We start from the raw sequence: 26,532 nt of genomic DNA, 5'->3' as shown, positions 1-26,532 counted from the left end.
CAACAAAAGGACCTGTTTTTCCGTTCAATCTGTCCATATAAAGCAAAAAGCCGCCTGCAAACGCAGACGGCTAATCTTAAAAGCCAATTTAATTATGAAATAATTGTCTTCTCTGTCTCTTTATCAAAGAGTACAACGCGGTCGGTGCTGACCACTAATTCAATCTGATCATTGACCTTAGTAGCAGAAGTAGTTGGATCGACACGTGCGACCAAGTTCTCATTGTCAACAGAAACATAGAGATAAGTCTCTGCACCTAAACGCTCCAAGACGTCAACATTTGCCTCGAAAGTAGAATGTGTCTCGCGGCCTTTCTCAACCTCTTCCTTAGCATCGCTGATTGTTTCAGGACGTAAGCCTAGCATGATTGGCTTACCGATGTAAGCACGAACTTTGTCAATGTTGTATTTATCATTAGGCAAAGCTAAACGCGTACCTGCGAACTTAACATACAAGCGACCATTATCTTCTGATAACTCAGAATCAATGAAGTTCATTGGTGGCATACCAATAAAGCCAGCAACGAATGTATTAACTGGATGTTGATAAATCTGTGTAGGGTCATCAACTTGTTGGACAACGCCATCTTTCATAACAACAATACGTGTACCCATTGTCATAGCTTCTGTCTGGTCGTGAGTAACGTAGATAATAGTTGTAGCTAAGCGCTGATGCAGTTTAGTAATCTCAACACGCATCTGTACACGTAATTTAGCATCCAAGTTGGACAAAGGCTCATCCATCAAGAAGACTTTAGGGTTACGCACGATAGCACGGCCCAAAGCAACACGTTGACGTTGACCACCAGACAAAGCCTTTGGTTTACGCTCTAACAAGTGGCTGATTTCCAAAATCTTAGCAGCCTCTTCGACACGGCGCTTAATTTCATCCTTAGGAATCTTACGCAATTTCAAACCGAACGCCATATTATCGAACACTGTCATGTGTGGATACAAAGCATAGTTCTGGAAAACCATCGCAATATCACGATCTTTAGGTGGTACATCATTAACTAACTTATCGCCAATGTAAATCTCGCCATCTGTAATCTCTTCCAAGCCAGCGATCATACGCAAAGTTGTTGATTTACCGCAACCAGAAGGGCCAACCAAAATGATAAATTCCTTATCATCAATCTCCAAATTAAAATCAGAGACTGCTACAAATCCGCCCTCATAGCGCTTATAGACGTTCTTCAATGAAACCTTTGCCATATCTGCCTCCAAGCATTTTTTCTCTTTACTGTTAAGAGTTTAACCTATAAGGTAAAAGATAACAATTTATGAAAGCAACAAAAATATGCGCCTTTTTTTGTGTAATCAAGCAATTTGAGCTCGCTAAGCCGCACTATTTACTAAAAACTTATGCAACATGTACAACTTATTTCAGCACATTGACTAGTTAGAATGCACCACTGTTTGTGTCAAACAAATAACTGCGTTTGGATTTGACTTTGCCATCCTGCAAATACACTCTCAGAACTCTCGCTGCTACACTGCAACAAACTTCCAAATTAAAAGAGTCGGCTAATTCAGCTAAATTATCAGCCGTCAATGCCAAATTGCTACCATCGCCCATAATCTCAACAGGCTCTAACTGGCTAATATCCTGGCGCAAATTTTTAGCATATGACCAAGGTAATTTAACCATGCAATAATCCATGCAGACACGACCTAACACCTCTGCTTTTTCGCCAGTAGGTAAAAGAACATAGGCTTTGTTACTCAAGTTACGACGATAGCCATCTGCGTAACCAACAGCCAATACGCCAACTAGCGTATCTGTCTCGCTTTGCCATAAGCCGCCATAACTAACAGCTTGGTTAGCCCTTAATACAAAGATTCTATCAATCTTTGCAAACCATCTGGCAATTGGCTTAACATGCATTGGCAATTTGGCTGGGCTGTTAGCTGGTGGTAACCCATACAAAACAGAGCCTGGTCGTACCATGTCAAGATAATACTCAGGGTAACGCACAGTTGCGGCGCTGTTGGCTATATGTCTTAACGGTAACTTGTAACCTAAAGCTATGAGGTAAGCTGCAAATGCGCTTAAAAGCAAATACTGTTCTTCTGTCCGTTTGGAAGCTGCCTCGCCTAGGCAATCAGCTTTGGCAAAGTGGGAAAAAATACCCTGACAACTTAAATTAGGATCAGCTAATAGTTGTCTTACTGTCTGCCAATCTTGCTTAGCTTCCTCCAGAAGCTCTCTAGACAAATTTTCAATTAAATAGCCCGCTGAGCGTAATTTTTTCAGCTGTGTACGACACAAATCAAGTGCTGCTTGTAAATCAGCTGAGACATTCAAATTAGCTAAATCTGCCTCATTCAATGCACTTAGCATTAAGCGACTAGGGAAGCCAATACGGCTCATACCAGTATCAGCAACTAAGTGGTAACGCGCTTGTTTATGCTGAGCTTGAGCAGCTAGACTCAGCTTACGCCCAACCACAGCACTATATACAGCAGGCTCAATGTCATTGGCAACCAATGTTGGATAATTAAGCTGTTCAGCATCTGAAAACATCAAAATTGGCACGGTGATGCCTGACTTACGCAAATACAAAGCAGCATCGGCAGCAGCTACACCTAGATAGTCTGCGCCACCTGCTATAAAAGCTCTTGCACATTCCAATACACCATGGCCATAAGCATTTGCTTTGACAACAGCTAGCAATTTCGTCTCTGGCCCTATATAGGACTTAATAGCCTGTGCATTCTCTTTAGCCTGATCTAAATCCACCAAAAGATAATTGCGCGCTATTTTATTAAATTCTGCCAGTTTTAGTTTAATATCATTCATAAGAGTACCTCTATTGCCACATTATAGGCACTCTTCCTCTAACCGTATACCTCAAAAAATGAACAAGGATGGTATTTAATTACCATCCTTGTCAATGTGCCTATATAGACTTTGTAATAACTATTCTAGTATCTTCTCTAACTCTGAGTTAGCTTGAATGACTGTTGGATCTTTATCATCCTCTATTTTGGGGAGTTCTTCCTCTGCCTTCGTTTCAGCTGGCAATTCCCAGTTATCCATCGCTTGTGAACTAGATGTAGATGGAGCGAAGAACACTTGCGTATTATGCTTTAAGATGCGCTTCAAGCCAACAAAGAATGTCGGACGCGTGGTGTAATAATTTACCGTGCAATAGAAGATAACATCTCTTGGCAAAACATATTGACCAATTGGCGCACCTGCTAAAGCTGCATCGCAAATCTGTCTGACGCGAGCTGTTGGAGCATTGCGCTTGTATGAACCATTCTCATAGCATGAGAATTGATCAGGAGAAGTCAAAACTGATCTTAAGCTTTCACCTAAAACATGCGTGCGATTGACAATCACTTGAGCTACAAGTGAAATTGAATCAGTATCAGCATAACCTGTCTCAGCCATAACGATATAATACATCAATTCTCTATCTGTTAAGTCTTTTGCAAAATCATCTACTGACTCTGTAGCATTTGTTGCTTTAACAAACTTAGTATCAGCTGGTTCTGTACTATGCACTACGGGTTGTTTAACTGGAGCTAACTTAGGCTTAGCCACTGAATTAGTAGCTGTTGGCTTAACTTCGCTAGTTTTTACTTCCAGTATGTAAGTTTCAGTTGGCTCTGTCTGCTTAGTAGCTTTGGTCTTGTTCGTAACTTGTTTACTATTAGCCTTTGAAGTTGATTTATGCTTAGTATTTGCAGGCTTGTTCACTACGGTCTTTATATCGTTATCCCACTCAAGTTCTTTAACTTTGAGCACTTCTTCCGTAGCTTTCCCCTCTACCTCAGATGTCTTATGTAACAGATAAAGCAAAGCCCTCTCTTGTTCATCATTGGAACGATGCATTGCTTCTGTGCCATAATTTTGGAATAAATTGTTCTGATCTGCTAATTTGCTGCTAACAACCTTAGGTTGAGTGGCTTGAGTAACAGTTTCGGTAATAACTTGATTATTCTCATTCAGAGCATGTACTTCTGTGTCTAAATTCTGCTGCTTAAAAAGAGGCAGAAGCACCGTTGAGCTTAATAAAGCAAGCGCACTGACAGCAACAACACTGCTATACGTTAACAGCTTATGTTGTTTGTTCTGTTGTTGTTTAGCCTGCAACCGTTGTGAAGCAACATTACTCCTGTTGGCATCATAGATTGCGATGTGCTCGTAGTTGTTCTGTTTCACTTTGCCTCCTGTCCACTTAACTCAAGATTAAGCGAACATAAATTCGTGTTAGAAAGCAATTAAGAGTTAAATTACAACCGCATTACAAATTTAACATTGCTTTAATAATGGTCATTCTATCAGTTCAACAAAATTATTGCAAGGCCAACATAATATTTTGTTGTCATTTTTCATGCTTGGCCTAACAAAATCAATTTTACCTAAAATCAGAAAATTTTTCCAGTTCTTCCCCAATTTAGGGCGAATTTTAACATTTTATGGAATGATTCAAACTATTTTTTGGTGTTTTTAACTATAAAAATAAGCACTTGTGTGCAATGAATTTTGCTTTTGCAGCCTATTGTTCAGACCTAAATTTCAGGGTATTTCTTAGCTATTGAACTGTATTTTAGGGTGCTAATATGGCAAAAGCAAACGGATTGTCATATATTCGTAAAAAGGGCTGTCATGAACTAAATAGCTCAATCAGCCCTAATTCTAACAGCTAAACTTTTTAACTAATAATTAGCGATTGAAAGAAAATGCTTCGATTCCACGATAGCAAGCCTTATCGCCTAATTCTTCCTCGATACGTAACAATTGATTATACTTAGCAACACGGTCTGTACGGCATGGAGCACCAGTCTTAATTTGGCCAGCGTTCATAGCAACCACTAAGTCAGCGATTGTAACATCTTCTGTTTCACCAGAACGGTGTGAAACAACGCTTGTGTAACCATGTTGGTTAGCATCGTTGATTGTCTGCATTGTTTCAGACAATGTACCGATTTGGTTCAACTTAATCAAGATGGAGTTAGCTGACTTTGTAGCAAAGCCCTTAGCCAAGCGCTTAGGATTTGTTACGAACAAATCGTCGCCGACCAATTGCAGCTTCTTGCCGAGTCTCTCTGTCAAAATTGTCCAGCCTTCCCAGTCTTCTTCAGCCAAAGCATCTTCCAAGGAAATAATTGGGTACTTCTCAACCAATGAAGCAAACCAGTCAACCATCTCAGCACTTGTCTTAACTTCACCAGTCTTCCAGAAGAAGTACTTGCCTTCGTGACCAGCAGCCTTAGCATGGTCATAAAGTTCAGTTGTAGCTGGGTCCATAGCGATATGGAAATCTACGCCTGGTTTGAAGCCAGCAGCTGTAATAGCCTTAACTAAGTAAGCCAAAGCAGCCTCATCGTTCTCCAAGTTAGGAGCAAAGCCACCTTCATCACCGATAGCTGTTGAGTAACCGTCTTTCTTCAAGAGGCTCTTCAATGTATGGTAGACTTCTGAACACCAGCGCAAAGCTTCGGAGAATGAATGAGCACCTGTTGGCATAATCATGAATTCTTGCAAGTTGATATTGTTATCAGCATGTGCACCACCGTTGATGACGTTCATCATAGGTACTGGCAAAACATGAGCATTCTTACCACCTAAGTATTCATACAGAGGTACATCCAATGTATCAGCAGCTGCCTTTGCACAAGCCAAGGAAACGCCCAACATAGCATTTGCACCCAATTTACCCTTGTTGTCTGTACCATCCAACTCAATCATTGTTTGGTCAATTGCCAATTGATCGAAAACGTCCATACCAACGAGAGCTTCAGCAATCACAGTATTAACATTCTCAACAGCTTGGAGAACACCTTTACCTTGATAGCGAGACTTATCGCCGTCACGTAATTCAACTGCCTCGAAAGCACCTGTTGAAGCGCCTGATGGCACTGCAGCACGTCCGAAACCGCCATGCTCTGTCATAACATCAACTTCTACTGTTGGATTGCCACGAGAATCCATAATTTCGCGTGCATAAATGTCAGTGATTAAACTTGCAAACATTTTATCAATACCTCCTCAAATTTACATAAGCAAATTTATATTGATTATAGCCGACTTTCTCAAAAGAAAAAAGCTAAATTTTATCAATCTCGGCAAATGTCAGTCCAAGTTAAATTAAAATGTTGGCTAATTCAGTCAATTCTAATTGCTAATTTGGCAGAATCCTAACAAGCTTAGCAGATTCGATGCCAATCATTCGCTATCAACTGCTCTAAATTACGCTTATTATCCTGATTAATTCTGCCGCTAAAGAACACTTCATAGCCTAGCTGTTTCCCTAGATGCAAACAACGAATGACTTTGTGCAGGTACCAAGGCTTAATACTAATGTCTGTAATTTCATGCCACGGTAGCAAAACAAATTCCTTGCTCAAAGGATTACCTAGTTCTTTTTCATAAATGCCTTTCGGGCTAAAATAAAGAACAAATTGTCGGCTACTATCCATCGGATACAGAACTCCACCTAATAACAGCTTAATTATGTCGCTTTGCCAGTTATTGTGTTTAATAACAACTAAGTAATTTTCTGTATCACCAAAAGCTGTCTGTACTTGCTCTCTAATTTCGTTCATGTTATATAAAATGCTCATACTTCCCTCCAACTATCCAAGCTAAATACTTCTTTGATGTCTTTCTCTAAAACTAAGCATATTTTGTATGCTGTTTCTAAAGTTGGACTAATTACATTGTTCTCATAGGCCATGATTGAGCGGCGTTTCAAGCCGACAGCCTTAGCTAATCTGTGCTGCGACAAGCCTTTTTCTTTACGAAATTCCGCTATACGATTACTAATTTCAACTTCCACCTTATCCTCCTGTTTGGTTACATTTATAGTACCTAGTGCTATTTATGGTACCATCCGTCAATAATGGTGTCAACAACCGCTCAAGTTAAATAAGCTGATTTTTGCACATTGGTCACAGCTTAATAGGTATAATTAAAAGAAATTCACCGATAGGAAGGTTATAACTTTGCAGCAATTTCCAAACAATCAAGCAAAAATTGATCTCATCACATGCGATATTGACGGTACACTCTTAAATTTTGACGGTCTGAACGCACCGGCTATCCAAGAATTAAGACAGCTGATTCAAGCCCACAATATTCCTTTCACACTTGCTTCAGGGCGTAGCTTCGATGGCTTAAGTAGAGTTGCAGCTGCGCTTAAACGCCGCAATTTTCCACTCATAGGTGACAATGGCGCCATGTTATACAAGTCGTGCAATGAGCCTAAGGTTTTACATCAAACTTTATTATTTGAACCGTTAGACAAAGCCACAGCTGAAGCTGTTGCAAATACTTATGGCGCAAATTTAGAAAAGCTCTGTCTGGACGGCACACGACCTGAATATGTTGGTCAAGCAACGCTGCGCTTAGATCCTGACACATATGACAATAACGTATTGAAAATAATCTACATATATAACGCTTTGGCCTTTGCCAGTCAAGCACATATTGCAGTTTCTTATGCAGCGGAACACCAAGAGCATTTATTTAATGTCCATCCCCTCTGGGAGCACGAATATTTACTAAGCGATTTGAATGCAGCTTTTCAAGCCTGTGATTTTGCTAGATTCAGTCAAATGCCTATCTACAAAGCTTTTATGCTAACCACTGCTAGTGAGCATGAAATGCAGCCTATTTTCGACCAATTCTGTCTGTGGCTAGAAGCATTCAAAGCAGACATGAACGTCATTCGTTACGGTTCATTTTCTCTGGATATCATGCCAAACAATATTGATAAAAAAGCTGGTTTGCATTACTTAAAGTCCCAAACACAATACAAGCATATTGCAGCCATCGGCGATTCGCTTAACGATATTGGTATGATGGAAGTGGCTGATGTTTCTGCCTGTGTGGCTAACGCACGCCCTGAATTAAAAGCCGTCTGTTCGTTTGTTGCCACTAAGCCGTATGCCGAGGGTGTAATTGAATTTTTGCACTATCTTTTGGACAATGATTTAATTTAGTGTTTGCTAACACATTCAGAGTATTTCGTTCATAGCAGCTTGCAATTTATTCACACTTGCTAAGCACAATCATGCTAAACTTAAATTAATATTTCTCCACGCCTATGGAACAATAGGTGTAAGCAAGATAGGGAGGCTGTTCATGGAAATTAAATTAACAAGTGAAAACTTTCAAAAAGAAGTAATGAATGTTAAAGATAAGTTGGTCATGGTCGATTTTTGGGCAACTTGGTGCGGTCCTTGCCGTGCTTTGGGTCCAGTTGTGGAAGAATTGGCGGAAGCTTATGATGGTCGTGTCGTTGTAGGCAAGGTCAATGTCGATGAAGAGCCAGAATTGGCTGCTCAATTTAGAGTAAGCAGCATTCCAAGCGTCTTCTTCATCAAAAACGGCGAAGTTGTTAAGCATGCTGTCGGTTTCCAAGAGTATGATAATTGGGTTGCAATCATCGAAAGCTTGTTGTAATTCCTAATTAATTTAAGTGTGTAACTTTGCATATTGAAAGCCTAGTACTTGTCTGAGTATTAGGCTTTTTATGTATTTTCCAGCTAATCATCCAGTAACACTATAAACTTATAATGTCGGAAACATACTTCTGGGGGAGGAACTACGAATATGAAAAAATCAGCTAAATTTATGCTGCTTTTAGTGGCCTTCAGCCTAGCTAGCTGTGGCAAATCACACAGCCAGCCAAGGGCCACTACATCAGCTATTACAAATTCAGATACAGTGCAAACAGCTTCTAATGAAGTTCAGCCTAATGAACAAGCTGCACCTGTTCTGCGTAATACCATTCAGCTTAACTTAGAAAAGCTTGCAACTGACAATCTATCGTTCAAACGTTATGCATTAGGCAAAGCTTTGCCAGACGGTTTACCTACGGTTTTAGCAATTAAAAATGGTAAACTTTTTTATATGTGCAAAAAAGTGCCAGACAATATGTCTCAGGCTGAAATCAACAGCTTGTTAAGAAACAGTCAGTGGGGAGCTAAAAAATATTATTTCGGCACTTATGATCTCGCTACAAAAACGAAACAAGAAATCAAGCTAGACGATTGGTACTTGGGTAACGAGAATTACGCCTATTGTGTCTTAGACGACAATCACATGCTTGTTGTCTACAATTCAACCGAAAAAAGCCCCAAGTTCAAAGATGTCCACAGCAAAATTGCGTTACTTGATTTTAGCCAGCAATCAACTAGCCTTTTAGCAGAATATACGAGCTTTGATTTTGATGGTATCAGTCCTATTCGCCAATTAGCAAAAGATAAACTGGTTTTCGTATTAGATACAACTACCAATTTCGCTAGCCGTGAAATTCAGCAAATCGTCCTCTGCTATGACATCAAAGCTACAATGCTAAGTGAGCTTATGCGGGCTAAGCCTATATCTGCCAGCGAAAAAGAGGTATATGGGCTTGACTGTCAGGACGGCAACGTAAAATTGCTAGTGAAAAGTTATGGTAAATACTTTTTGCGTACGCTTAATCCTGAGGGCAATCAAATTGACGAGTTAGAGCTAACAGATCTTAATGAACTCAAAGCGGCAAAAAATTATGCGTGTGACTTTATGGTGGACGGCAATTTTCTCTTTGTGAACTTTGAAGATCGTAATAACAAAATTGGTAATCTTACGGCCGTAATCTTACGAAAAATCGGTCCATATTATCATGTGCAAAATACTGAAGGACTCCATTTACAGAGTGTACCTACAGCGCATAGAAAAAAGCCATCTGATCCATTCAGCATGGCTAAATCTAAGCTAAATGAAACAGAAACTTACCAATATTACGCTTATTACCCTGACGAAAATGTCTTTGATCTCTTAGATACAGGCTTAACGGCCAAAAATAACCAGCTGTATACGCTAATAGATAGTGACAAGCCAAAGCTATTTGTAGCTGCATCTAGCCCGAATGATGGCGTTGCTTATTATCTTTCTAATTGGCCCAAAACTGATTAGACAAACAGCATGTCATTTGCTCTGCACAATGTGCAGAGCTTTTTTCTTGGTATAATGGCCATAGTTAAGGAAGGCAAATTATGGCACTGGAAGTTCAAAGTATTAACGCTGAAAGTTTATATAATAAGAGGCTTCTTCGCCCTCAAGCTTTGCATAAAGGGCAAATGGGCAAGGCTTTGCTCTTGACAGGCAGCTTAACTTATCCTGGAGCGGCTTTACTTAGTTTAGAAGCTTGCTTGCGTTCAGGCGTTGGCTATGCGCATTTGTTGTGCGCCAAGGAATTAATCCCCCATTTTGTTGTGAAGTTGCCAAGTGCCTTGTATCATGCCCAAACAAGTTTGGAAACATCGACTCAGAGAGAAGATTTTTGCAAATTAATTCACCAAATGGACGCTGTCTTAATTGGTTCAGGGTGCAGCCTTTCAGAATTAACCGAATTGGAGTTAGAGCTTTGCCTACTTAATGTCGATAATTTGCTGATTGATGCCGATGCGCTAACTATCTTAGCTAAATGGCAAACGAATGGTAAGCTGCAAGGTCTGCTCAAGAAACGAAGCAAACAGAACTTAAAGCCAATCTTGCTGCTGCCGCATTTGGGTGAGTTAAAGCGTCTATATGCAGCCTTAGCTAATTCTCGTCAAAAGCTTGAGCATACGAAAGCACTAACTTATTTGAAAGAAGCGCTAAAGACCATATCACCTGAGCAAGGTAAACTGACTGAGCCAGATTTGGAGCGCCTAGCCTATGCACTGATAGTTAGCCAAAGTTATCAGGCTTATGTGGTAGTTAAAGGTGCGCCGACTTACCTTCTAAAAGGGGAGCTAAATTCCGCTGCACCTGAAAATAGCAATTTAACTATTTATCAAAATACAAGCGGCTGTAACGCCTTGGCCAAAGCTGGAAGTGGTGATGTCTTAGCCGGTTTGTTGGCAGGGCTTATGGCCCAGGATCTAGCACCTGATCTAGCTAGTCAGTTATCTGTTTACGTACATGGTGCTGCTAGTGAAATACTCAGTCAAGCATCAGCTAGCCGTTCTATCCTGCCTAGTGATTTGCTAGCTGTCTTTGGTCAAGTTTTCCAAAGTATCGGTTGGGATTAGTTCGCTTACAGTTCAATCTTTGTGTACTAAAATGTCTGTGTGCACGGTGTGGCCGACAACCTCATTGACTATTTCAGACTATTTAGTAAAGAATTGTCAATGACAGTTTAACCCATATGCGTTTCTAAGGAAAAAGCCCACTTTAACAGTGAGCTTTTCGCATTTTTTATTTAAGTTCGCATACACGGTGCTAATGTGGAGTGTAGACAAACAAATAGCCACTTTTAGTCGCTGGATAATAAATATACAGCTTATGTTTAGCAATTGTTCTGTACATAAGTTGCTTATCAAACTGCGCATTCAGTAACAAGTCCGACAGCTTTCCGCTAAATTCTTTTTCTTTGATGTATGTATACACAAATGACTTTGTCCAACTTAAAGCTTCGCTAAAAGCCTTGTCATTAGCCTGCCAATTTGCTGGCTGCCAGCTCGATTTATCTTCCGCATCTAGCTCCCCTGTGAGAGCATACACATAAAAACGGTCACTATCTGCAATGTAGTGCTTAAATAATAATTCAGCTTGCATATTGGCTGGTAATTCAGCTAAATCATGCTTAGGATTATATTTGTCACGCATAGCAAAACTAATGCGTACTGATATTGGAGATAATACGCCAAGATGGGATTCTGTTAAATGGCCACAAATAATTAACTGTATATAATTAGCTGCAGCTTTTCTACATTTCAATCACAGCATCAAATTTGGCTAAGGTAGCTGGATCAAAGTTATGGCTGATCATCACAATGCCAACATCCTTTAATTCAAGCAAAATCTTTTCAATATCCGCCCGATTGACTGGATCAAGTTGCGATGTAGCTTCATCAATAAAGAGGAAATCAACATCCTTGACCAAGGCTCTCGCAATGGCAATGCGCTGCTTCTCACCACCTGAAATTTGCTGACCATTTGAGCTTATCTTTGTCTCAAGCCCATTTGGCAATTTAGCAATAAATTCATCCAGCTTCGCTACTTTAATAATATTGGCTAATTTAGCCTCTGAAATCTCACTACCTAACAAAATATTCTCCCGAATAGTTTCATTCAGCAAATAAACATTCTGTTCAATGTAAGACAAATGTCTAAAGTAAGATGTCAAATCTAGCGCTTTTATGTCATCGTCATTGACTAAGACCTGGCCGCTATCAGCCTGATTAATGCCCAGCATCAGCTTCATTAAGGTAGACTTACCGCTACCTGATTCACCCTTCAGAGCATATTTTGCTTTGGCAAATTCATAGTTGAAATTTTTGAGAATGGCTCGCTCACCATAATTAAAGCTGACATTCTTCAATTCAATGCCATCTACACTAGTTTGCAATGACTTTGTTTTACCAGTTTGGTGAATTGTATATTTATCGGTTATAGCAGACACGGAAGAAATAACAGCTATGGCTGACATGAAGCCTTGCACACCGTTAAACAAATTACCTGACAAGGCCCCTATACTGAATGCACTACCAGGGCTAGCGTAGCCTAAGCTAGAAACATACAATGCAAAGATAATTAAACCTGCCTGCGATGCGAAATTCACGAAAAATAGTGCTGTTTGCGTTTTAGCCATCGTTAGATTGTATTGGTAATATTTCTTTTCCCGCATATGATTGGTATTGACCATTCTTTTTAGAAAATAAGCCAACTTATTGGCAAAGAAAAGTGTATAAATACTTTCTAAGTTATCGCGCACACCCTCAGTATATTCTTCTTTAGCTACCGTCAATTTTTGTTGCGCTTTCTCCACAAATTTGTTGACTAAAGCTGGCACTAACAAGGAAATTAAAAATAACACGGCTGCTGCTATGGCAAAAATCCAATGCACCATAACAATTGCGATAAAAGCAAGCACGATCATGGTGATGTCGTAAGCGCCACCAACTATATTTGTGTAATATTTGGCTTCTAGTTCGTCCACATCATTCAAATACCAAGAAATTTTCTTGCCCGTATTCTTACTTGAAAGCAAATCAGCTGTATTAGCCACTACGCTTTCAGAAATTTGCTCACGTACGAAGGTATTGACACGACGAATATAGATAGCCCTAACCCAATCTGAAACGAAGTTTAGGAACATCATCAGGATAATTAAGCCGATAACTGTTAAAGCCGCCTTGTTAAAAGCAGCCTGACCAACTGCATAGCCGTCCAGTAACCATGTCAACGAATAAGACATAACAACCCAAGAGGCGGCTGCTAAAGCTCGAAAGAACATTGCTAATATGGTTATTAAAGCATTTTGCTTAAGCGCCTTGTTTAGCCAAGTATTGCCTAGTCTTAACATAAAATTCCCCTCCTACTTAAAGGCAAACAATTTAATCACAGTCAATGCAGGTATATTTACTATCTCTCTATAAAAGGACGTAAAATTTTCACCTTCATTTTTAAGTTTTTCAAAAATACTCAACAATTTGCAAAATGTTATTAAACATTTGTTTGCTATTTATCGAAATTATAGTCTCTTTTTTAGAGTATGCAATAATTGTCTATAGAATTTGTGCATTTTGCATTTTATTCAACGTTTAGAAATCATAATTTGTGCATTTCATTGTCTTTGTAAGTAGTTGGAATAACTCGCTAAGCCCTATAACTGTTAGTTTTACTATTTTGATCGCTGCAAGCTTCGGCTATCAACTAATTAAAACAGTATTTACAGATTTAAAAACAAACAAGCGCCCAGCTATCTCTATCTCCTAGCCGAGCGCTTGCATATATTAACAATTCGTTGCGTATCTTTAACTAAATAAGTCTTTCATTTTTGTGAAGAAGCCATTTCGTTCGTTGTAGCTGTCATCGCTTAACAGACTATCGAATTTTTCCAAAGCGGCTCTTTGCTCATCATTCAAGTGACGTGGCACTTCCATTTTGACTTTAGCATAATGGTTACCACGTTTATTTGCATTGTTGACGTAGCTAATGCCTTTACCAGTCAAGCAAATTTGCTCGCCAGCCTGTGTTCCTGGCTTAATCTGATACTTCTCTTTGCCATAGACAGTTGGAATTTCCACCTCTGCTCCCAAAGTAGCCTGGGCAAATGTCAATGGTAAGTCGCAATAAGTATCATAGCCTTGACGATGGAAAATTGGATGCGGACGAATGATAATCTCAACATACAAATCGCCATTTGGACCGCCATTTTCGCCAGCAGCACCCTCGCCGCGCAAAACTAAGCGCTCTTCCTCGTTGATACCAGCAGGAATTTTGACTGTTAAAGTTTCAGAGCTATTGACCTTGCCGCTACCATGACAGACTGTGCAAGGATCTTGAATAATTTCGCCTTGACCATGACAAGCTGAACATGGTCTTTGCGTCATCATAATGCCCATTGGCGTACGTTGTTGTTGGCTTAAGACACCACTACCATGGCAAGCTGAACACTTAATAGCTGACTTACCAGGAGCTACACCTGAACCATGGCAATTATTACAATTAACCACACGATTAGGCTTGATCTTCTTCTCTGTACCATTAACAGCTTCCATGAAATCAATGGCTAAACGGAACAACAAAGTCTGACCTTTTTGTGGTTGGCGTTGATAACGGCCACCGCCAAAGCCACCGAAACCAGAGCCGCCGAAGCCACCGAACCCGCCAAAGCCAGATCCGCCGAACAAGGAGCTTAGAATCTCGCTAAAGTCGAAATCAGCTGCAGCACCACTAAAGCCTTGGCCATCAGCCCCAGCAAAGCCATATTGATCATACTGGCTACGCTTTGTGCTATCACTCAAAACAGCGTAAGCTTCATTGATTTCCTTAAATTTTTCTTCTGCGGCCTTGTCGCCTGGATGTAAGTCTGGGTGATATTGTTTAGCGAGTTTACGATAAGCTCGTTTCAAGTCACTCTCGCTCGCATCCTTGCTAACGCCCAAGACCTCGTAATAATCTTTCTTTGCCACTATTTATTACCTCTAGACTTAGGAAAAACTAGATCAGCAGTTTTTGCCGACCCAGTTTTTCACCTGCTCATTCAATCTAAACTTTAGCGCTTGTATTAGTCTTTCTTGAAATCAGCCTCATAAGTGCCGCCATTGTTAGCACCGTTATTGCCTGTGCCAGCTTGACCGTTTGCACCGTTAGCGCCTTGTTGAGTCTGTTGATTTGCTTGAGCTTGCTGAGCTTGTTGTGCCATTTCTTTGTATACACGCTCTGTGCCCTTGTAAATAGCTTGTTGCAAAGCTTCCATCTTCTTCTTGATGTCTTCCAAATCTTCTGAGGTCTTAACAGCTTCCAAATCCTTCTTAGCAGCTTCGATGCCACTCTTCTCATCAGCTGTTAATTTCTCGCCCATATCCTTGAGCGTCTTTTCTGCCATATAGCAAGCTTGTTCAGCGGAGTTATGAACTTCAGCCTTATCACGGGCTTTCTTATCTTGTTCAGCAAATTGTTCAGCTTCCTTAACAGCCTTTTCAATATCTTCTTTACTCATGTTAGAAGATGCTGTAACTGTGATGTGTTGCTCTTTACCAGTACCTTTATCTGTTGCAGAAACGTGTACAATGCCGTTAGCATCAATATCGAATGTAACTTCAATTTGTGGGATGCCACGTGGAGCTGGAGCGATGCCATCGAGAACGAATGTACCTAACAGCTTGTTGTCTTGAGCCATTGTACGTTCACCTTGTAAGACGCAAATTTCAACTGAAGTTTGGCTATCAGCAGCTGTAGAGAAGATTTGACTCTTCTTAGTAGGGATAGTTGTGTTACGCTCAATAATCTTTGTGTTGATGTCGCCCATTGTCTTAATACCTAAGGACAAGGAAGTAACATCGAGCAATAACAAGCCCTTAACTTCACCAGTCAAAACAGCAGCTTGAATAGCAGCACCGATAGCGACGCACTCATCAGGGTTAATGCCTTTGAATGGTTCTTTACCAAAGAATTCTTTAACAGCTTCTTGAACAGCTGGAATACGAGTTGAACCACCAACCAAGAGAACCTTGTGAATATCGTTATTTGTTGCGTTTGCATCATGCATAGCTTGACGAACTGGGTCCATGCACTTCTCAACCAAGTCATGTGTCAACTCGTTGAATTTAGCTCTTGTCAAAGTCATATCCAAGTGCTTTGCACCAGAAACGTCAGCTGAAATGTATGGCAAGTTGATGTTGGTTGAAGTCATACCGGACAATTCAATCTTAGCTTTTTCAGCAGCATCACGTAAACGTTGCACAGCCATCTTATCTTGTGACAAGTCCATGCCTTCTTTCTGCTTAAATTCCTCAATCATCCAGTCCATAATGCGCTTATCGAAGTCATCACCACCTAAACGGTTGTTACCAGCTGTGGACAATACTTCGAAAACGCCATCACCAATTTCCAAAATGGACACATCAAATGTACCACCGCCCAAGTCGAAGACGACGATCTTTTGTTCATCTTCTTTATCCAAGCCATAAGCCAAAGAAGCAGCTGTTGGCTCGTTGATGATACGCAAAACTTCCAAGCCAGCGATCTTACCAGCATCCTTAGTTGCTTGACGTTGAGCATCACTGAAGTAAGCAGGAACTGTGATAACAGCTTGGCTGACAGTCTCGCCTAAATAAGCCTCAGCATCACTCTTTAATTTTTGCAAAATCATGGCTGAAACTTCTGGAGCTGTATAATTTTTGTCATCAATTTTAATCTTATAATCTGTACCCATTTCACGTTTGATTGATTGGATCGTACGATCAGGGTTTGTAACTGCCTGACGTTTAGCAACTTGGCCAACCAAGCGCTCGCCTGACTTAGTAAAAGCGACAACAGATGGAGTTGTACGGTTGCCATCTGGGTTAGTAATTACGACAGGATCGCCGCCTTCCATAACAGCTACACATGAGTTAGTTGTACCTAAATCAATACCGATTACCTTTGCCATATCAAAATACCTCCTCAAGCTATCTAATAGCTTATCGAATCTTCTTACTTTCTATTTTCAATCATCTATTTCTAGATTTAATTCCTTATATACTTATTTAACACAAGTTAGCTTAAAAATCAGTTTGCTTATATATCAGTTAGCGACTTTAACTACCGCTGGCCTTAACACCCGCTCGCCATAGAGATAACCAGTTTGGAAAACCTCCACCACTTCATTCTCGCCAAACTGCTCATCTTCAACATGCATAACAGCTTCATGGAAATCTGGATTAAATTTCTCTCCCAAGGCTGCCATCTCTGTCACACCTAATTTATTGAACAATTGTTCAGCTTGCTGATAAACAAGTTCGCTGCCTTTGACTAAGCTTTGCAAAACGCTTGTTGCCTGTTCGCCCAAATCTTGCTGTTCAGCTAATTGTTTAACATTTGAGTCTTTTGCACGGCCCAAATTGTCCAGTAAGAGTAAAAGCTCCTTGCAAATTTTTTGAATTGCATCGCCGTAAATGCGCTCTTTCTCGCTCTGTGTTCTACGCCTGTAGTTATCATATTCAGCTTGCAAACGCATGCTTTGATCTTGTAAAGTTTGTTTCTCTTGTTGTAAAGTTGCTAAAGCCAATTTTGTTTTGGCTAACTCAGCTTTGACTTTTTCTATTTCTGACTCTTTCTCGCAAGCATCTTCAGTTGACTTCTCTGTTTCAGTTGTATCTTCAGATGCAAGCGGTTTGTCTGTTGCAAGTGGTTTATTCTCTCGTTCAGCTTGCGCTGTTTTCTTACATTTTGCTTTTTTCAAATCGTCACCTCATCAATACTACTTTTTATCTTCATTTAATATTTCATGTAAAGTCTGACTTACAAACCTCACACGACTAAGTACTTTCTCATAGTTCATACGTCTTGGCCCTATTACGTTGATCTGACCAATTTGCTGTCCTCTTAATCGGTAAACGCTACTAACCAAACTGCAATCAGCAAAGTCTTGATCTAACAATTCTTGGCCGATTCGAATGGAGTAATAAGCCATTTGGTCATCAGCTGTTGTCGCTTGTTTGTAATCAAGCGGGATCATACCGTGCAAGCTATGAGCGTTACTCAATGTGCCTAGGACTTTTTCAGCTTTGGCAGGATCTTGGAACTCAGGATATCGCAATAAATTAGGCATTCCCTTCACGCAAGCAGAAGGATTATCAGCCTGTTTAATTGCCATCCACGCCTCATAAATCAGTTGATCAATCAGGGTGTTAGATACGTTGGCTGTAGCTTTGGCCTGTTCAATTGTCAAAAGATCAATCTTGGCAAGTGGTGTATTACTTACTGAATGCTCAATTGCTTCGGATATGATTCTAAGCTGTTCTGGCGTGAACAAATCATTGACTTTCACCAAACGATTCTTCATCAAGCCAGCTTGCAAAATCACAATGATCATAATTCTGCCAGGTTCTGTCTGTAACATCCGAATGTGTTTGATATAAGTTGTTTCAGCTTCTGGGGTCAGCAAAATCGAAGCATAGCCTGTTTGTTTGGACAAAAAGTCAGCTGCTTGGCTCAACAAATGATCAAAATTGTCAAACGCCTTGCTAAATTCAGCCTTTATAACTTGTTGTTCCTGTTTGCTCATTTCTTTTGGTTCAATCAATTCATCAACATAAAGGCGATAACCAATATCTGATGGTATACGGCCAGCTGATGTATGTGGTTTTTCCAAATAGCCTAGTTCTTCCAGCTCTGCCATCTCGTTTCTAACGGTAGCAGAACTGTAATTGAGCTTGTGGCGTTTCAGCAAATTCTTGGAGCCAACTGGTTCAGCTGTCATTACATAGTCCGTGATAACAGCCTTCAAGATCTCGCGTTTGCGCTCATCAAGTGGCATAAGTGCTTGCTTGGATTGTTTAGGTTGTTTTTCAACTTTGTCAGTCATCTCACAAGCTCCTTTCCACTTTCATAGGCTTCTTTAGCACTCTGTCTTCCCGAGTGCTAAACATATTGTAACACTATGTGAGTGAAAGTCAAATAAAGACAAAGTCAAATTTGCTCTTTCTTAGCGTCTTTTTAGTAAATATTGTGTGAATAGACCCGTTTAGGCTAAAAGCAAGAGTTAGAAGCAGATTCATAGCGCAAATATTAGCATTTTTAGGAACTAGCAGCGTTTTTGGTAATGAATGACTACTTGAATTTTCCCTCTAAACAGCAGCTTGCAGAAATGTAGTTAGATACATAAGTATTGGCTTAGTTGACCGCACTCAAGCAAAAATCAGGCTCCGCATATACCACGAATTTTTGAATTTTTGAATTAAATTTCTGCTCACAGCCAGCTTGTGTATGTATACACTGAAGATAGTTCTCTAAGGCAGAAACAGCAATACACAAGGCAGCTTAAAAGCTCAATCAGCTGTAATACGTTTGCTTTTCATCTGTTAGGGAAGGATAATTAATAGAAAGTAGTGTATTTCATTTGCAGCTAGATTTGATATTTGAGTGGGATGAACAAAAAGCTTGGCGCAATAAGTTGAAGCATGGTATCAGTTTTGAAACAGCTGTGCATGTTTTTGACGACCGCAATCGAATTAAATACTTTGACGAGAAACATAGTTATTCAGAAGCCAGATACATCACTATCGGCTTAGTAAGAGAAATCGTAGTAGTAGTTTACATATGCCGTGATCCTTCCATACGAATTATCTCAGCTCGCAAAGCTAACGAAAAAGAAATAAGGAGATACCAAGATGGCTATTAGAACTTACATACTAAAAGCAAATCAGCAACTTAATAAAGCGCAAATCGCCGAATTAAAAAATCTGCGAGATTTTCCCATCGTATATGATGAAGATTGCCGCAAATTAACTGCTGGAGAATTGGCCAAATTCAAGCGCGTTTCTGACATCAAATCAACCCACAAACACTTTACGCTTGATACTCACCCGGCTAAAGAAAACTAAGTAAACTTATAAATTCCAATCCGCCAATTTAAGTTGCAAGTCTAACTGGCTTTGCCTAATTCTGAAATAATAATGAAACATTCACAGAAATGCTATTCCACCAAAAACTTGCTAAACTTAGGCAAAATATATTTTTAGTTGCTGGCTAATATCTAGCAATAAGGAGGATCTAGTGAAAAAATATCTAGCACTCGTTTTAAGCATCACCTTGCTTGGCTCATTTTTAGGCGCTTGTCAGAAAAAGACTACAGCTCCTAGCCAAACAGCAGACGAACAAACTAAGCAATCGGCATCTGAGAGTAAAGCTGAGGCAAGCCATGAGGACGTAGCTACCGTCATCCAAGCAGCCGAAAAGCTCTCTAATAAAGAATTGTTCGAAAAAGCTGTTAAAGAATTAGATGGCAAAACAATGTATGGTATCGGCACTTCCAGCCGGGGCAAAAATGCTGCTGAAAACTTCATTAAAGAATTAAAGAAAATCAAACCAGATTTCAGTGGCAAAATCGCCTGGTCGCAGCCAAAGAACAACTCCATTTTTGAAGCTTTGACAGCCGATATTCAAGGTGAAACAGGCACTTATGCCATGACCATGTTGACAGACGGCTTACAAGTCAAAAACAAGCTCGTTGATACGGGCCTCTTGTTGAACTATATTCCAAAAGATTTTGCTGAAGCTAAAGGCGTCAACCTCGATCGTGACGGCAAACCTTTCTTGAACCTCTTAACTGTTGTCAAAACTTTCATGTTGAACAACCAAGGCGAACGTCAAATCAAGAACTTCTGGGATCTTGTCGCTAAAGACAGTCATCCGCTTTTCATGGGTGTCAACAGTGAAACTATCGGCAAAACATTCTTGTATATGCTGACGAATGAAAAATACGCTAACTTGGTCAAATACGCTTTCGATAAGTTATCCAAAGACCAACAAGCTTATTTCCAACCAACTATTGATGCAATGCAAAAAGAAGCTAAAGAATTAGGTTTGGAAGCGGAAAATGCTGCCTATGGTTTAGCTTGGGTCAAGCTTTGGTGCGAACAATATAATAAGGTAACAGATGATGGCCCGATCTGTAAGCAACTTGTTTCTAAATCCGCAGTTGACGAAGTTGGCTTGCTTGTTTACTCCAAATTGCGTGCCGTTGAAGAATCTGCTGAATCTTCAGTCAAGAATGTCGATATTGTGGCTTATCAAGATGATTATGTCGGCATTGGTGGTTACTCTTTCAAGAATTACCTCATGATTCCAAAAACTTCACCGCTTCCATGGTCAGCCTGCGCTTTCATCGCTTATATGACGACATACAAAGAGGGCTTCCAGGCTTGGGGCAAGGATATTGGTTCCTATGCTACAAATCCAGCTATCAACCAAGATCACAGTAAAGATGGTGTAGTTGACGGTAAGTTAGAATTCCCAGCCAAAAACGACCGTGGTATCGACTGGTGGATCAACGAAGCTAATGTTGTTGTCGAAGAGCCGGAATATTTAGCTAAGGTTGCACCTGTTCTAAGTGATGTAGTTGATGGTTGGCTCAAAGAATAATCTCGTCAAAGCTTAAATCTACAATTACTATAACCGTAATTAAAACAAGCTCGGCTAAGCCGAGCTTGTACTTTGTTTAACCTATCTTAGTAATATAACTTAAGCGAGCATAAACGCCATCACAGTAATTAGCCCACACTAAACTTCTTGGATTAGTGCCGAAATCTATCTGCGGATCGCGTTGTTCGGCTATGAGCTGGTTAGAAAAAGCTATATTCTTCGACTTAAGAGCATAATAAATTTGATTTTCAACTTTTACCTCATAGGCTTTAGGGATAAACGCAATACGATATATACGCTCTTGTTCCGCCTCAGTTTTAGCTAGGTTATATAAGCTGTATGCCAAAGAATTCGCAAGTTCTTCATGATAAGCAAAATGTTGCTGCATAAATTGCTTAATTTCAGCTGGCAAATCAGGTTGTTTAAGTACAAAGCGCAAGCGATTGTATCTAGCTAAGCCTTGGACCCCACATCCTATACTAATCGGGAGCAAAAAACATTCTCTAACCTCAATCAACTTATCATGATAAAGGAAAATCTGTTTTTCACTCGTCAACTCATTTTTCAAGGCTGCCTTACTGATATTCTTTCCATTTGCACTTATAAAATCACTTCTAGGATCTTTATCATATTCAAAAATAGTCACATATACTATTTTGTCATCGAAATTGTCCTCCGTCAGCAATTTACAAGGCATTTCCTCAGAGTAAAATCCTGTCCCACTAGGAAGCATACACTTTATCGAAGAAGGATCAGCGTGCTTATCAGAATAGGTGATTGTGGGCGTCAAAGCTGAACTTCGTGTAGAAGTCAAAGTTGGCATAGAAGCATTCAGCTTATCTGCATCCCTTGCCGGTTTACAAGCTCCAATCATTGCAAGCAACACAATACAAGCTAGAAGCGATTTAGCCGATTTATTTATACTCAACATAATAAGTACCTTGTGCATAAGCGCCAGCTACAACAGGGTACTCAGCCCTAATTGTTGTTCCATACCCCTGTTCATCGTAGTAAGTAGCTCGTACAACTTTCATTCTTGGTCTAAAAAATATAGCGCCTGTTTTGCCAGCTGGAACTTGATGTGTGTGACTCACTATAACTGGTTTCTGTAGTTGCACTTAAGCCAATTGAACCACCAATCTTAGCACTCACCATTTTGAACAATTCTGCCTCAACACCGTAATCTAAGCTTACGGAATAGGTAGCTGAAAATGTATGTCCAATTGAAACACTTATCGTTGCCGGTCCTTCAGAGTAGCGACTAACTTGTACTCCGTAGCCATCTTCTTCAGTAATACTATCTATAATAATTTCATTATAAAAAGAACCAATAGGTTTTAGTAGCAGCTGTGCTTTAGTTGAATTAACCAATTCATCTGTTCCTGTTTCAGCTAAAATTGATGTTCCACTAAAAGCAAAAGCAAATCCAACAAGAAGCGCTAACAAACGTTTTCTTAACATAAGAATATCCCCGTTGTTTTCTTTTATCATATCATAAATTAATATTTTTTATTGCAGTTCCCCTTATTATTTCCTATAAATTATCGTCATTATTATTCATTATCAACAATATAATAATTATTTTGTTCTAAAGTTTTCTTTTTTCTGTTCATTAATCTAGCTTCAGCCACATCACGCTCTAAAAATTAATTCAATTAAGGTATTGATTATTATTAAGGCATCAGCTAATATAGTCTGAAACCCCAAAATTAAGAACAAATCATGATGATATGTAATTGTATAAGATAATAAAATTAAGTCATTGTGCATATAGCTCAATTTTCACTTCTTCTATCTATCGGTTATTTGTGCAATTTTTTGGACAAATGTAAAAAATAGGTTTATAATCTCCTCTGATAGCAAGTGAGGCCTTTATCCTGCTTCTGTCATAAATTATTACGAAAGCGCTAGTGATGACTAGCAAAGGGGGAGGACCCAATGAAAAAATGTTTGGCTTTAACACTCAGTTTGGTTATGAGTGTTGGCTTGTTGGCTAGCTGTGCTAAACCAGCTGATAAACCAGCTGGTTCAGAGGCTAAAAAGAATGAGCAAGCTGCAGCTGATGGCGATGTTGCCAAAGTAATTGCTGAAGCTGAGAAAATGTCCAATGAGGAATTGTTCAAAAAAGCTGCTGAAGAATTGCAAGGCAAAACCATGAACGGTATTGGTAACTCCAGCCGTGGCAAGACTGCAGCTGAGGGTTTCATCAAGGAATTGCAAAAGATCAAATCCGATTTCAACGGCAAAATTGCTTGGTCACAGCCTAAGAACAACTCCATTTTTGAAGCTTTGACAGCTGATATTAACGGTAATACCAAGACATATTCAATGACATTGATCCAAGATGGTAACCAAATTCAAAGCAAGATGGCTGATACGGGCCTCCTCTTGAATTACATTCCAAAGGACTTTGCTGGTGCTAAGGGCGTAGATGTCGATAAGAATGGTAAGCCTTTCTTAACTTTGCAAACATTGATCAAGGTTTTCATGATCAACAACCAAGGTTCAACCAAAATTACTAACTTCTGGGACTTTGTTGCTAAGGACGGCCATCCACTGTTCATGGGCTTGAACAGTGAGCCAATTGGTAAGAACTTCCTTTACATGTTGACAAGCGAAAAGTATTCTGACTTGGTCAAGGCTGCTTTCGATAAATTGTCCAAGGATCAACAAGCTTACTTCCAACCAACAATCGATGCAATGCAAAAAGAAGCTAAGGACTTAGGTCTCGAAGCTAAGAACGCTGCTTACGGTTTGGCTTGGGTAAAGCTTTGGTGTGAACAATTCAACGAAGTAACAGATGATGGTCCTATCTGCAACCAGTTAGTCACAAAATCAGCTAGCGGTCAAACAGGTTTGCTCGTTTATTCTAAGTTACGTTCTGTTGAAGAATCAGCTGAATCTTCAGTAAATAACGTTAATATCGCAGCATATCAAGACGGTTACACAGGTATCGGTGGTTACGGTTACAAACACTACCTCATGATTCCTAAGACTTCACCATTGCCATGGACAGCTTGCGCATTCATTTCATACATGACAACAAGTAAAGATGGCTTCAAGGCTTGGGGTAAGGATATGGGTGGTTACTCTGCTAACCCAGCTTGCAACCAGGATCATAGTAAAGACGGCGAGAAAGATGGAGAATTGCGCTTCCCAGCTAAGAACGATCGCGGTTACGATTGGTGGGTAAACGATGGCCAAATCGTCCTCGAAGATCCAGTATATTGTGCAAAGGTTTCACCAGTTCTCAGCGATACTATTGATAGCTGGAAGAAATAAGCATAATTAAGCTGTATATTCTTTAAAATAAGCATATGCTACTATGAACCGGGGCAAAACTCGGTTCATAGTGTTTAAGTAAGGAGCAATAAACCCATGCTTGACACTAATTCATTGGGTAGTCATCCCTACCTCAATCGGTGTAAAAACTACTTGAAGAAGCCGCAAAACGCTATTCTTGTTGTACTTGGCATTTTTTTGAGTATTGCTACTATTTTCCCAATGGTAACAATTTGGCTGGATACTATTTCTATCCATGCTGGCTCTGTGGATGCTCAATTTTCTGGCCGTCAAAGCGGCTATACGCTCTATAACTGGATCGATATTCTTTGCGGACGTTTAGCCAAACGCAATTTCTGGATTCCGCTCCAAAATACAATCCTCTTATCTGCTTTATCTTGCTTCATCGCCATTTGTTTTGGTGGTATTTTTGCCTATTTAATCACGCGTACAAACATGAAGGCAAAAAAATATTTGAGCAATATTTTTATCTTCCCATATGTCATGCCACAATGGACTTTGGCTGTTGTTTGGCAAAACATGTTTTACAGTAAAGCTGTTACAGGCGGTTCTGACGGCTTATTGACAGCTTTGACAGGTATCCAAATGCCACTTTGGTGGTGCCAGGGCTTGTTCCCAACCGCACTTGTTTTGGGTACTCACTATGCTGCTTTTGCTTATATTCTCATCGGCGGTATTTTCCAAAATATGGACGCTAACTTGGAAGAAGCAGCTACAATTCTTAATACGCCTAAGCATCGCATTTTCATGCGCATCACATTGCCAATGGTGCAACCTGCTATTCTTTCAACTATCCTTCTAGTTTTCAGCAGCGCCATGGGCAGTTACCCAGTTCCTCACTATTTGAACTTCACAACTTTGGCTACAAAATATGTTGATTTGAACGTTAATAGAGCCGGCCAAGCTAGTGCTTTGGCTGTCATTATGATGTTGTTCGGTATCGCTATTTTGATCGTCAACCAATGTGCTACTGGTGGCAGAAAGAGCTTTACAACAGTTACTGGTAAATCTGGTCAAGCTTCTAAGTTTAATTTGGGTATTGGTAAATATATCATCCCTGTCTTCTTAGTTATTTTGACTTTCTTTACAAGTATCTTCCCTGTTATCTCTTTCGCATTAGAAACATTCTTGCCTAACCCTGGTGATTACAGCTTCTTTAAGACTTGGAATCCTGCTAACTTAACAACTAAGTGGTGGTTAAGCAGTTCAGGTTCAGCTGGTAGTATGTTCGGCCAAAAAGGTATTCTCTACAACACCACTATCTGGCACGCTTTCTTCGGCACTATCTTAGTTGCCATCAGCTGTGCTTTCTTAGCTGGTACAATTGGTCTATTAGTTGGTTATTGCGTCAGCAAGAATCGTAAGAGCAAGTTCGCCGCTTATGTAAACAGCGTGGCTTTCTTGCCTTACCTCTTACCTTCTTTGGCTGTTGGTGTTGCTTTCTTCATCTTCGGTTCAAGAGTTGGTTTGTACAACACTTACATCCTGTTGATTTTGGCTGGTACAATTAAATACATCCCATTTGCATCCAGAGCTTCCTTGAACTCAATGTTACAGATCAGTGGTGAAATTGAAGAATCAGCCATCATTCATAACATCCCTTGGACGCAGAGAATGTGGCGCATTATCATCCCAATTCAAAAATCAGCTATCTTGAGTGGTTACCTCTTACCTTTGATGACTTGCATTCGTGAATTAACACTTTTCATGATGCTTTGTGCTCAGACTAAGCTCTTAACCTTACTCTTAGATTACTTCGATGAAATGGGCTTGTATGCTTTCTCATCTGGTATCAATTTGATGTTGATCATCTTCGTTATTGCATGTAACTTTGCTGTGAATAAGCTCACAGGCGCTAGCCTCGATAAAGGTATTGGAGGAAACTAA

General features: G+C 39.9%; 23 protein-coding genes. 9 read left to right on the top strand and 14 right to left on the bottom strand.

The genetic code is table 11. The features are described from left to right. Positions 1-92: 92 nt before the first annotated feature. From PYS62_RS00885 to PYS62_RS00860, 6 genes are all read right to left on the bottom strand, one after another. Positions 93-1,214, bottom strand: a complete 1,122-nt coding sequence (locus PYS62_RS00885; RefSeq protein WP_066715089.1) for an ABC transporter ATP-binding protein — start codon at positions 1,212-1,214, stop codon at positions 93-95. A 187-nt stretch (positions 1,215-1,401) separates the two neighbouring features. Continuing rightward, positions 1,402-2,802: an alanine racemase gene (gene alr / locus PYS62_RS00880; RefSeq protein WP_066715087.1), complete on the bottom strand. Its 1,401-nt coding sequence runs from the start codon at positions 2,800-2,802 to the stop codon at positions 1,402-1,404. Positions 2,803-2,922: 120 nt separating this feature from the next. Then, entirely contained in the window at positions 2,923-4,173 is a 1,251-nt protein-coding gene (locus tag PYS62_RS00875) for a cell wall hydrolase (RefSeq protein ID WP_066715084.1), read from the bottom strand. A 504-nt stretch (positions 4,174-4,677) separates the two neighbouring features. Beyond that, positions 4,678-5,988 (bottom strand): phosphopyruvate hydratase, encoded by a 1,311-nt coding sequence (gene eno / locus PYS62_RS00870; RefSeq protein ID WP_066715083.1) that lies wholly within the window; start codon positions 5,986-5,988, stop codon positions 4,678-4,680. A 173-nt stretch (positions 5,989-6,161) separates the two neighbouring features. Further along, positions 6,162-6,578, bottom strand: coding sequence for a hypothetical protein (locus tag PYS62_RS00865; RefSeq protein WP_066715082.1), 417 nt, complete (start codon positions 6,576-6,578; stop codon positions 6,162-6,164). Beyond that, entirely contained in the window at positions 6,575-6,793 is a 219-nt protein-coding gene (locus tag PYS62_RS00860) for a helix-turn-helix transcriptional regulator (RefSeq protein WP_066715080.1), read from the bottom strand. Before PYS62_RS00860 ends, PYS62_RS00865 begins: the two co-directional genes overlap by 4 nt. A 166-nt stretch (positions 6,794-6,959) precedes the next feature. Between PYS62_RS00860 and PYS62_RS00855 the strand changes: the two genes are divergently transcribed. From PYS62_RS00855 to PYS62_RS00840, 4 genes are all read left to right on the top strand, one after another. After that, a complete protein-coding gene (locus PYS62_RS00855; RefSeq protein ID WP_066715078.1) occupies positions 6,960-7,958 on the top strand; it encodes an HAD-IIB family hydrolase in 999 nt (332 codons plus the stop codon). Positions 7,959-8,100: 142 nt separating this feature from the next. After that, positions 8,101-8,421: a thioredoxin gene (gene trxA / locus PYS62_RS00850; protein WP_066715075.1), complete on the top strand. Its 321-nt coding sequence runs from the start codon at positions 8,101-8,103 to the stop codon at positions 8,419-8,421. A 150-nt stretch (positions 8,422-8,571) separates the two neighbouring features. Next, positions 8,572-9,918: a hypothetical protein gene (locus PYS62_RS00845; RefSeq protein WP_066715073.1), complete on the top strand. Its 1,347-nt coding sequence runs from the start codon at positions 8,572-8,574 to the stop codon at positions 9,916-9,918. A gap of 80 nt (positions 9,919-9,998) precedes the next feature. Next, positions 9,999-11,018, top strand: a complete 1,020-nt coding sequence (locus PYS62_RS00840; protein ID WP_066715071.1) for an ADP-dependent NAD(P)H-hydrate dehydratase — start codon at positions 9,999-10,001, stop codon at positions 11,016-11,018. 190 nt (positions 11,019-11,208) lie between these two features. On the opposite strand, the gene PYS62_RS00835 is transcribed toward PYS62_RS00840, so the two are convergent. The 6 genes from PYS62_RS00835 to hrcA all read right to left on the bottom strand — a co-directional run bounded on the left by PYS62_RS00835 (position 11,209) and on the right by hrcA (position 18,784). Then, a complete protein-coding gene (locus PYS62_RS00835) occupies positions 11,209-11,595 on the bottom strand; it encodes a hypothetical protein (protein ID WP_156423011.1) in 387 nt (128 codons plus the stop codon). Between the two features lie 100 nt (positions 11,596-11,695). Further along, positions 11,696-13,294: an ABC transporter ATP-binding protein gene (locus PYS62_RS00830; RefSeq protein ID WP_066715066.1), complete on the bottom strand. Its 1,599-nt coding sequence runs from the start codon at positions 13,292-13,294 to the stop codon at positions 11,696-11,698. A gap of 451 nt (positions 13,295-13,745) precedes the next feature. Next, on the bottom strand, positions 13,746-14,909 hold the full coding sequence (gene dnaJ, locus PYS62_RS00825) for a molecular chaperone DnaJ (RefSeq protein WP_066715064.1): 1,164 nt from the start codon (positions 14,907-14,909) through the stop codon (positions 13,746-13,748). Between the two features lie 92 nt (positions 14,910-15,001). Beyond that, positions 15,002-16,867, bottom strand: coding sequence for a molecular chaperone DnaK (dnaK, locus tag PYS62_RS00820; protein ID WP_066715062.1), 1,866 nt, complete (start codon positions 16,865-16,867; stop codon positions 15,002-15,004). Positions 16,868-17,002: 135 nt separating this feature from the next. Beyond that, entirely contained in the window at positions 17,003-17,659 is a 657-nt protein-coding gene (locus PYS62_RS00815) for a nucleotide exchange factor GrpE (protein WP_066715060.1), read from the bottom strand. A gap of 18 nt (positions 17,660-17,677) precedes the next feature. Beyond that, entirely contained in the window at positions 17,678-18,784 is a 1,107-nt protein-coding gene (hrcA, locus tag PYS62_RS00810) for a heat-inducible transcriptional repressor HrcA (protein WP_066715058.1), read from the bottom strand. 534 nt (positions 18,785-19,318) lie between these two features. Between hrcA and PYS62_RS00805 the strand changes: the two genes are divergently transcribed. The 3 genes from PYS62_RS00805 (at position 19,319) to PYS62_RS00795 (ending at position 21,342) form a co-directional block, all read left to right on the top strand. Beyond that, on the top strand, positions 19,319-19,600 hold the full coding sequence (locus PYS62_RS00805; RefSeq protein WP_315574112.1) for a BrnT family toxin: 282 nt from the start codon (positions 19,319-19,321) through the stop codon (positions 19,598-19,600). Continuing rightward, positions 19,590-19,802, top strand: a complete 213-nt coding sequence (locus tag PYS62_RS00800; RefSeq protein ID WP_066715056.1) for a hypothetical protein — start codon at positions 19,590-19,592, stop codon at positions 19,800-19,802. Before PYS62_RS00805 ends, PYS62_RS00800 begins: the two co-directional genes overlap by 11 nt. Positions 19,803-19,974: 172 nt before the next feature. Continuing rightward, positions 19,975-21,342 (top strand): hypothetical protein, encoded by a 1,368-nt coding sequence (locus tag PYS62_RS00795; protein ID WP_315573178.1) that lies wholly within the window; start codon positions 19,975-19,977, stop codon positions 21,340-21,342. Between the two features lie 76 nt (positions 21,343-21,418). Here PYS62_RS00795 and PYS62_RS00790 read toward each other — a convergent pair whose 3' ends face one another. Together PYS62_RS00790 and PYS62_RS00785 are read right to left on the bottom strand one after the other, a co-directional pair. Further along, a complete protein-coding gene (locus PYS62_RS00790; protein WP_066715052.1) occupies positions 21,419-22,273 on the bottom strand; it encodes a hypothetical protein in 855 nt (284 codons plus the stop codon). 110 nt (positions 22,274-22,383) lie between these two features. Next, entirely contained in the window at positions 22,384-22,803 is a 420-nt protein-coding gene (locus tag PYS62_RS00785) for a hypothetical protein (protein ID WP_066715049.1), read from the bottom strand. A gap of 477 nt (positions 22,804-23,280) precedes the next feature. Here PYS62_RS00785 and PYS62_RS00780 point away from each other — a divergent pair, with 477 nt between their 5' ends. Next, positions 23,281-24,624 (top strand): hypothetical protein, encoded by a 1,344-nt coding sequence (locus PYS62_RS00780; RefSeq protein WP_066715047.1) that lies wholly within the window; start codon positions 23,281-23,283, stop codon positions 24,622-24,624. A 96-nt stretch (positions 24,625-24,720) separates the two neighbouring features. Further along, on the top strand, positions 24,721-26,532 hold the full coding sequence (locus PYS62_RS00775; protein WP_066715045.1) for an ABC transporter permease: 1,812 nt from the start codon (positions 24,721-24,723) through the stop codon (positions 26,530-26,532).

Source organism: Amygdalobacter nucleatus (assembly GCF_029167365.1).
In the GTDB taxonomy this organism is placed as follows: Bacteria; Bacillota; Clostridia; order Saccharofermentanales; family Fastidiosipilaceae; genus Amygdalobacter; species Amygdalobacter nucleatus.
Note: the sequence above shows the minus strand (reverse complement) of the source record. Positions and strands in the feature narration are given on the sequence as shown.

Excerpts from the sequence above, each read along its gene's own strand:
- PYS62_RS00790 (WP_066715052.1), bottom strand. The coding sequence starts at position 22,273 with ATGTTGAGTATAAATAAATCGGCTAAATCGCTTCTAGCTTGTATTGTG.
- alr (WP_066715087.1), bottom strand. The coding sequence starts at position 2,802 with ATGAATGATATTAAACTAAAACTGGCAGAATTTAATAAAATAGCGCGC.
- PYS62_RS00845 (WP_066715073.1), top strand. The coding sequence starts at position 8,572 with ATGAAAAAATCAGCTAAATTTATGCTGCTTTTAGTGGCCTTCAGCCTA.
- PYS62_RS00830 (WP_066715066.1), bottom strand. The coding sequence starts at position 13,294 with ATGTTAAGACTAGGCAATACTTGGCTAAACAAGGCGCTTAAGCAAAAT.
- dnaK (WP_066715062.1), bottom strand. The coding sequence starts at position 16,867 with ATGGCAAAGGTAATCGGTATTGATTTAGGTACAACTAACTCATGTGTA.
- PYS62_RS00865 (WP_066715082.1), bottom strand. The coding sequence starts at position 6,578 with ATGAGCATTTTATATAACATGAACGAAATTAGAGAGCAAGTACAGACA.
- eno (WP_066715083.1), bottom strand. The coding sequence starts at position 5,988 with ATGTTTGCAAGTTTAATCACTGACATTTATGCACGCGAAATTATGGAT.
- trxA (WP_066715075.1), top strand. The coding sequence starts at position 8,101 with ATGGAAATTAAATTAACAAGTGAAAACTTTCAAAAAGAAGTAATGAAT.
- PYS62_RS00800 (WP_066715056.1), top strand. The coding sequence starts at position 19,590 with ATGGCTATTAGAACTTACATACTAAAAGCAAATCAGCAACTTAATAAA.
- PYS62_RS00840 (WP_066715071.1), top strand. The coding sequence starts at position 9,999 with ATGGCACTGGAAGTTCAAAGTATTAACGCTGAAAGTTTATATAATAAG.
- PYS62_RS00775 (WP_066715045.1), top strand. The coding sequence starts at position 24,721 with ATGCTTGACACTAATTCATTGGGTAGTCATCCCTACCTCAATCGGTGT.
- hrcA (WP_066715058.1), bottom strand. The coding sequence starts at position 18,784 with ATGACTGACAAAGTTGAAAAACAACCTAAACAATCCAAGCAAGCACTT.
- PYS62_RS00885 (WP_066715089.1), bottom strand. The coding sequence starts at position 1,214 with ATGGCAAAGGTTTCATTGAAGAACGTCTATAAGCGCTATGAGGGCGGA.
- PYS62_RS00780 (WP_066715047.1), top strand. The coding sequence starts at position 23,281 with ATGAAAAAATGTTTGGCTTTAACACTCAGTTTGGTTATGAGTGTTGGC.
- PYS62_RS00785 (WP_066715049.1), bottom strand. The coding sequence starts at position 22,803 with ATGTTAAGAAAACGTTTGTTAGCGCTTCTTGTTGGATTTGCTTTTGCT.
- PYS62_RS00835 (WP_156423011.1), bottom strand. The coding sequence starts at position 11,595 with ATGCGTGACAAATATAATCCTAAGCATGATTTAGCTGAATTACCAGCC.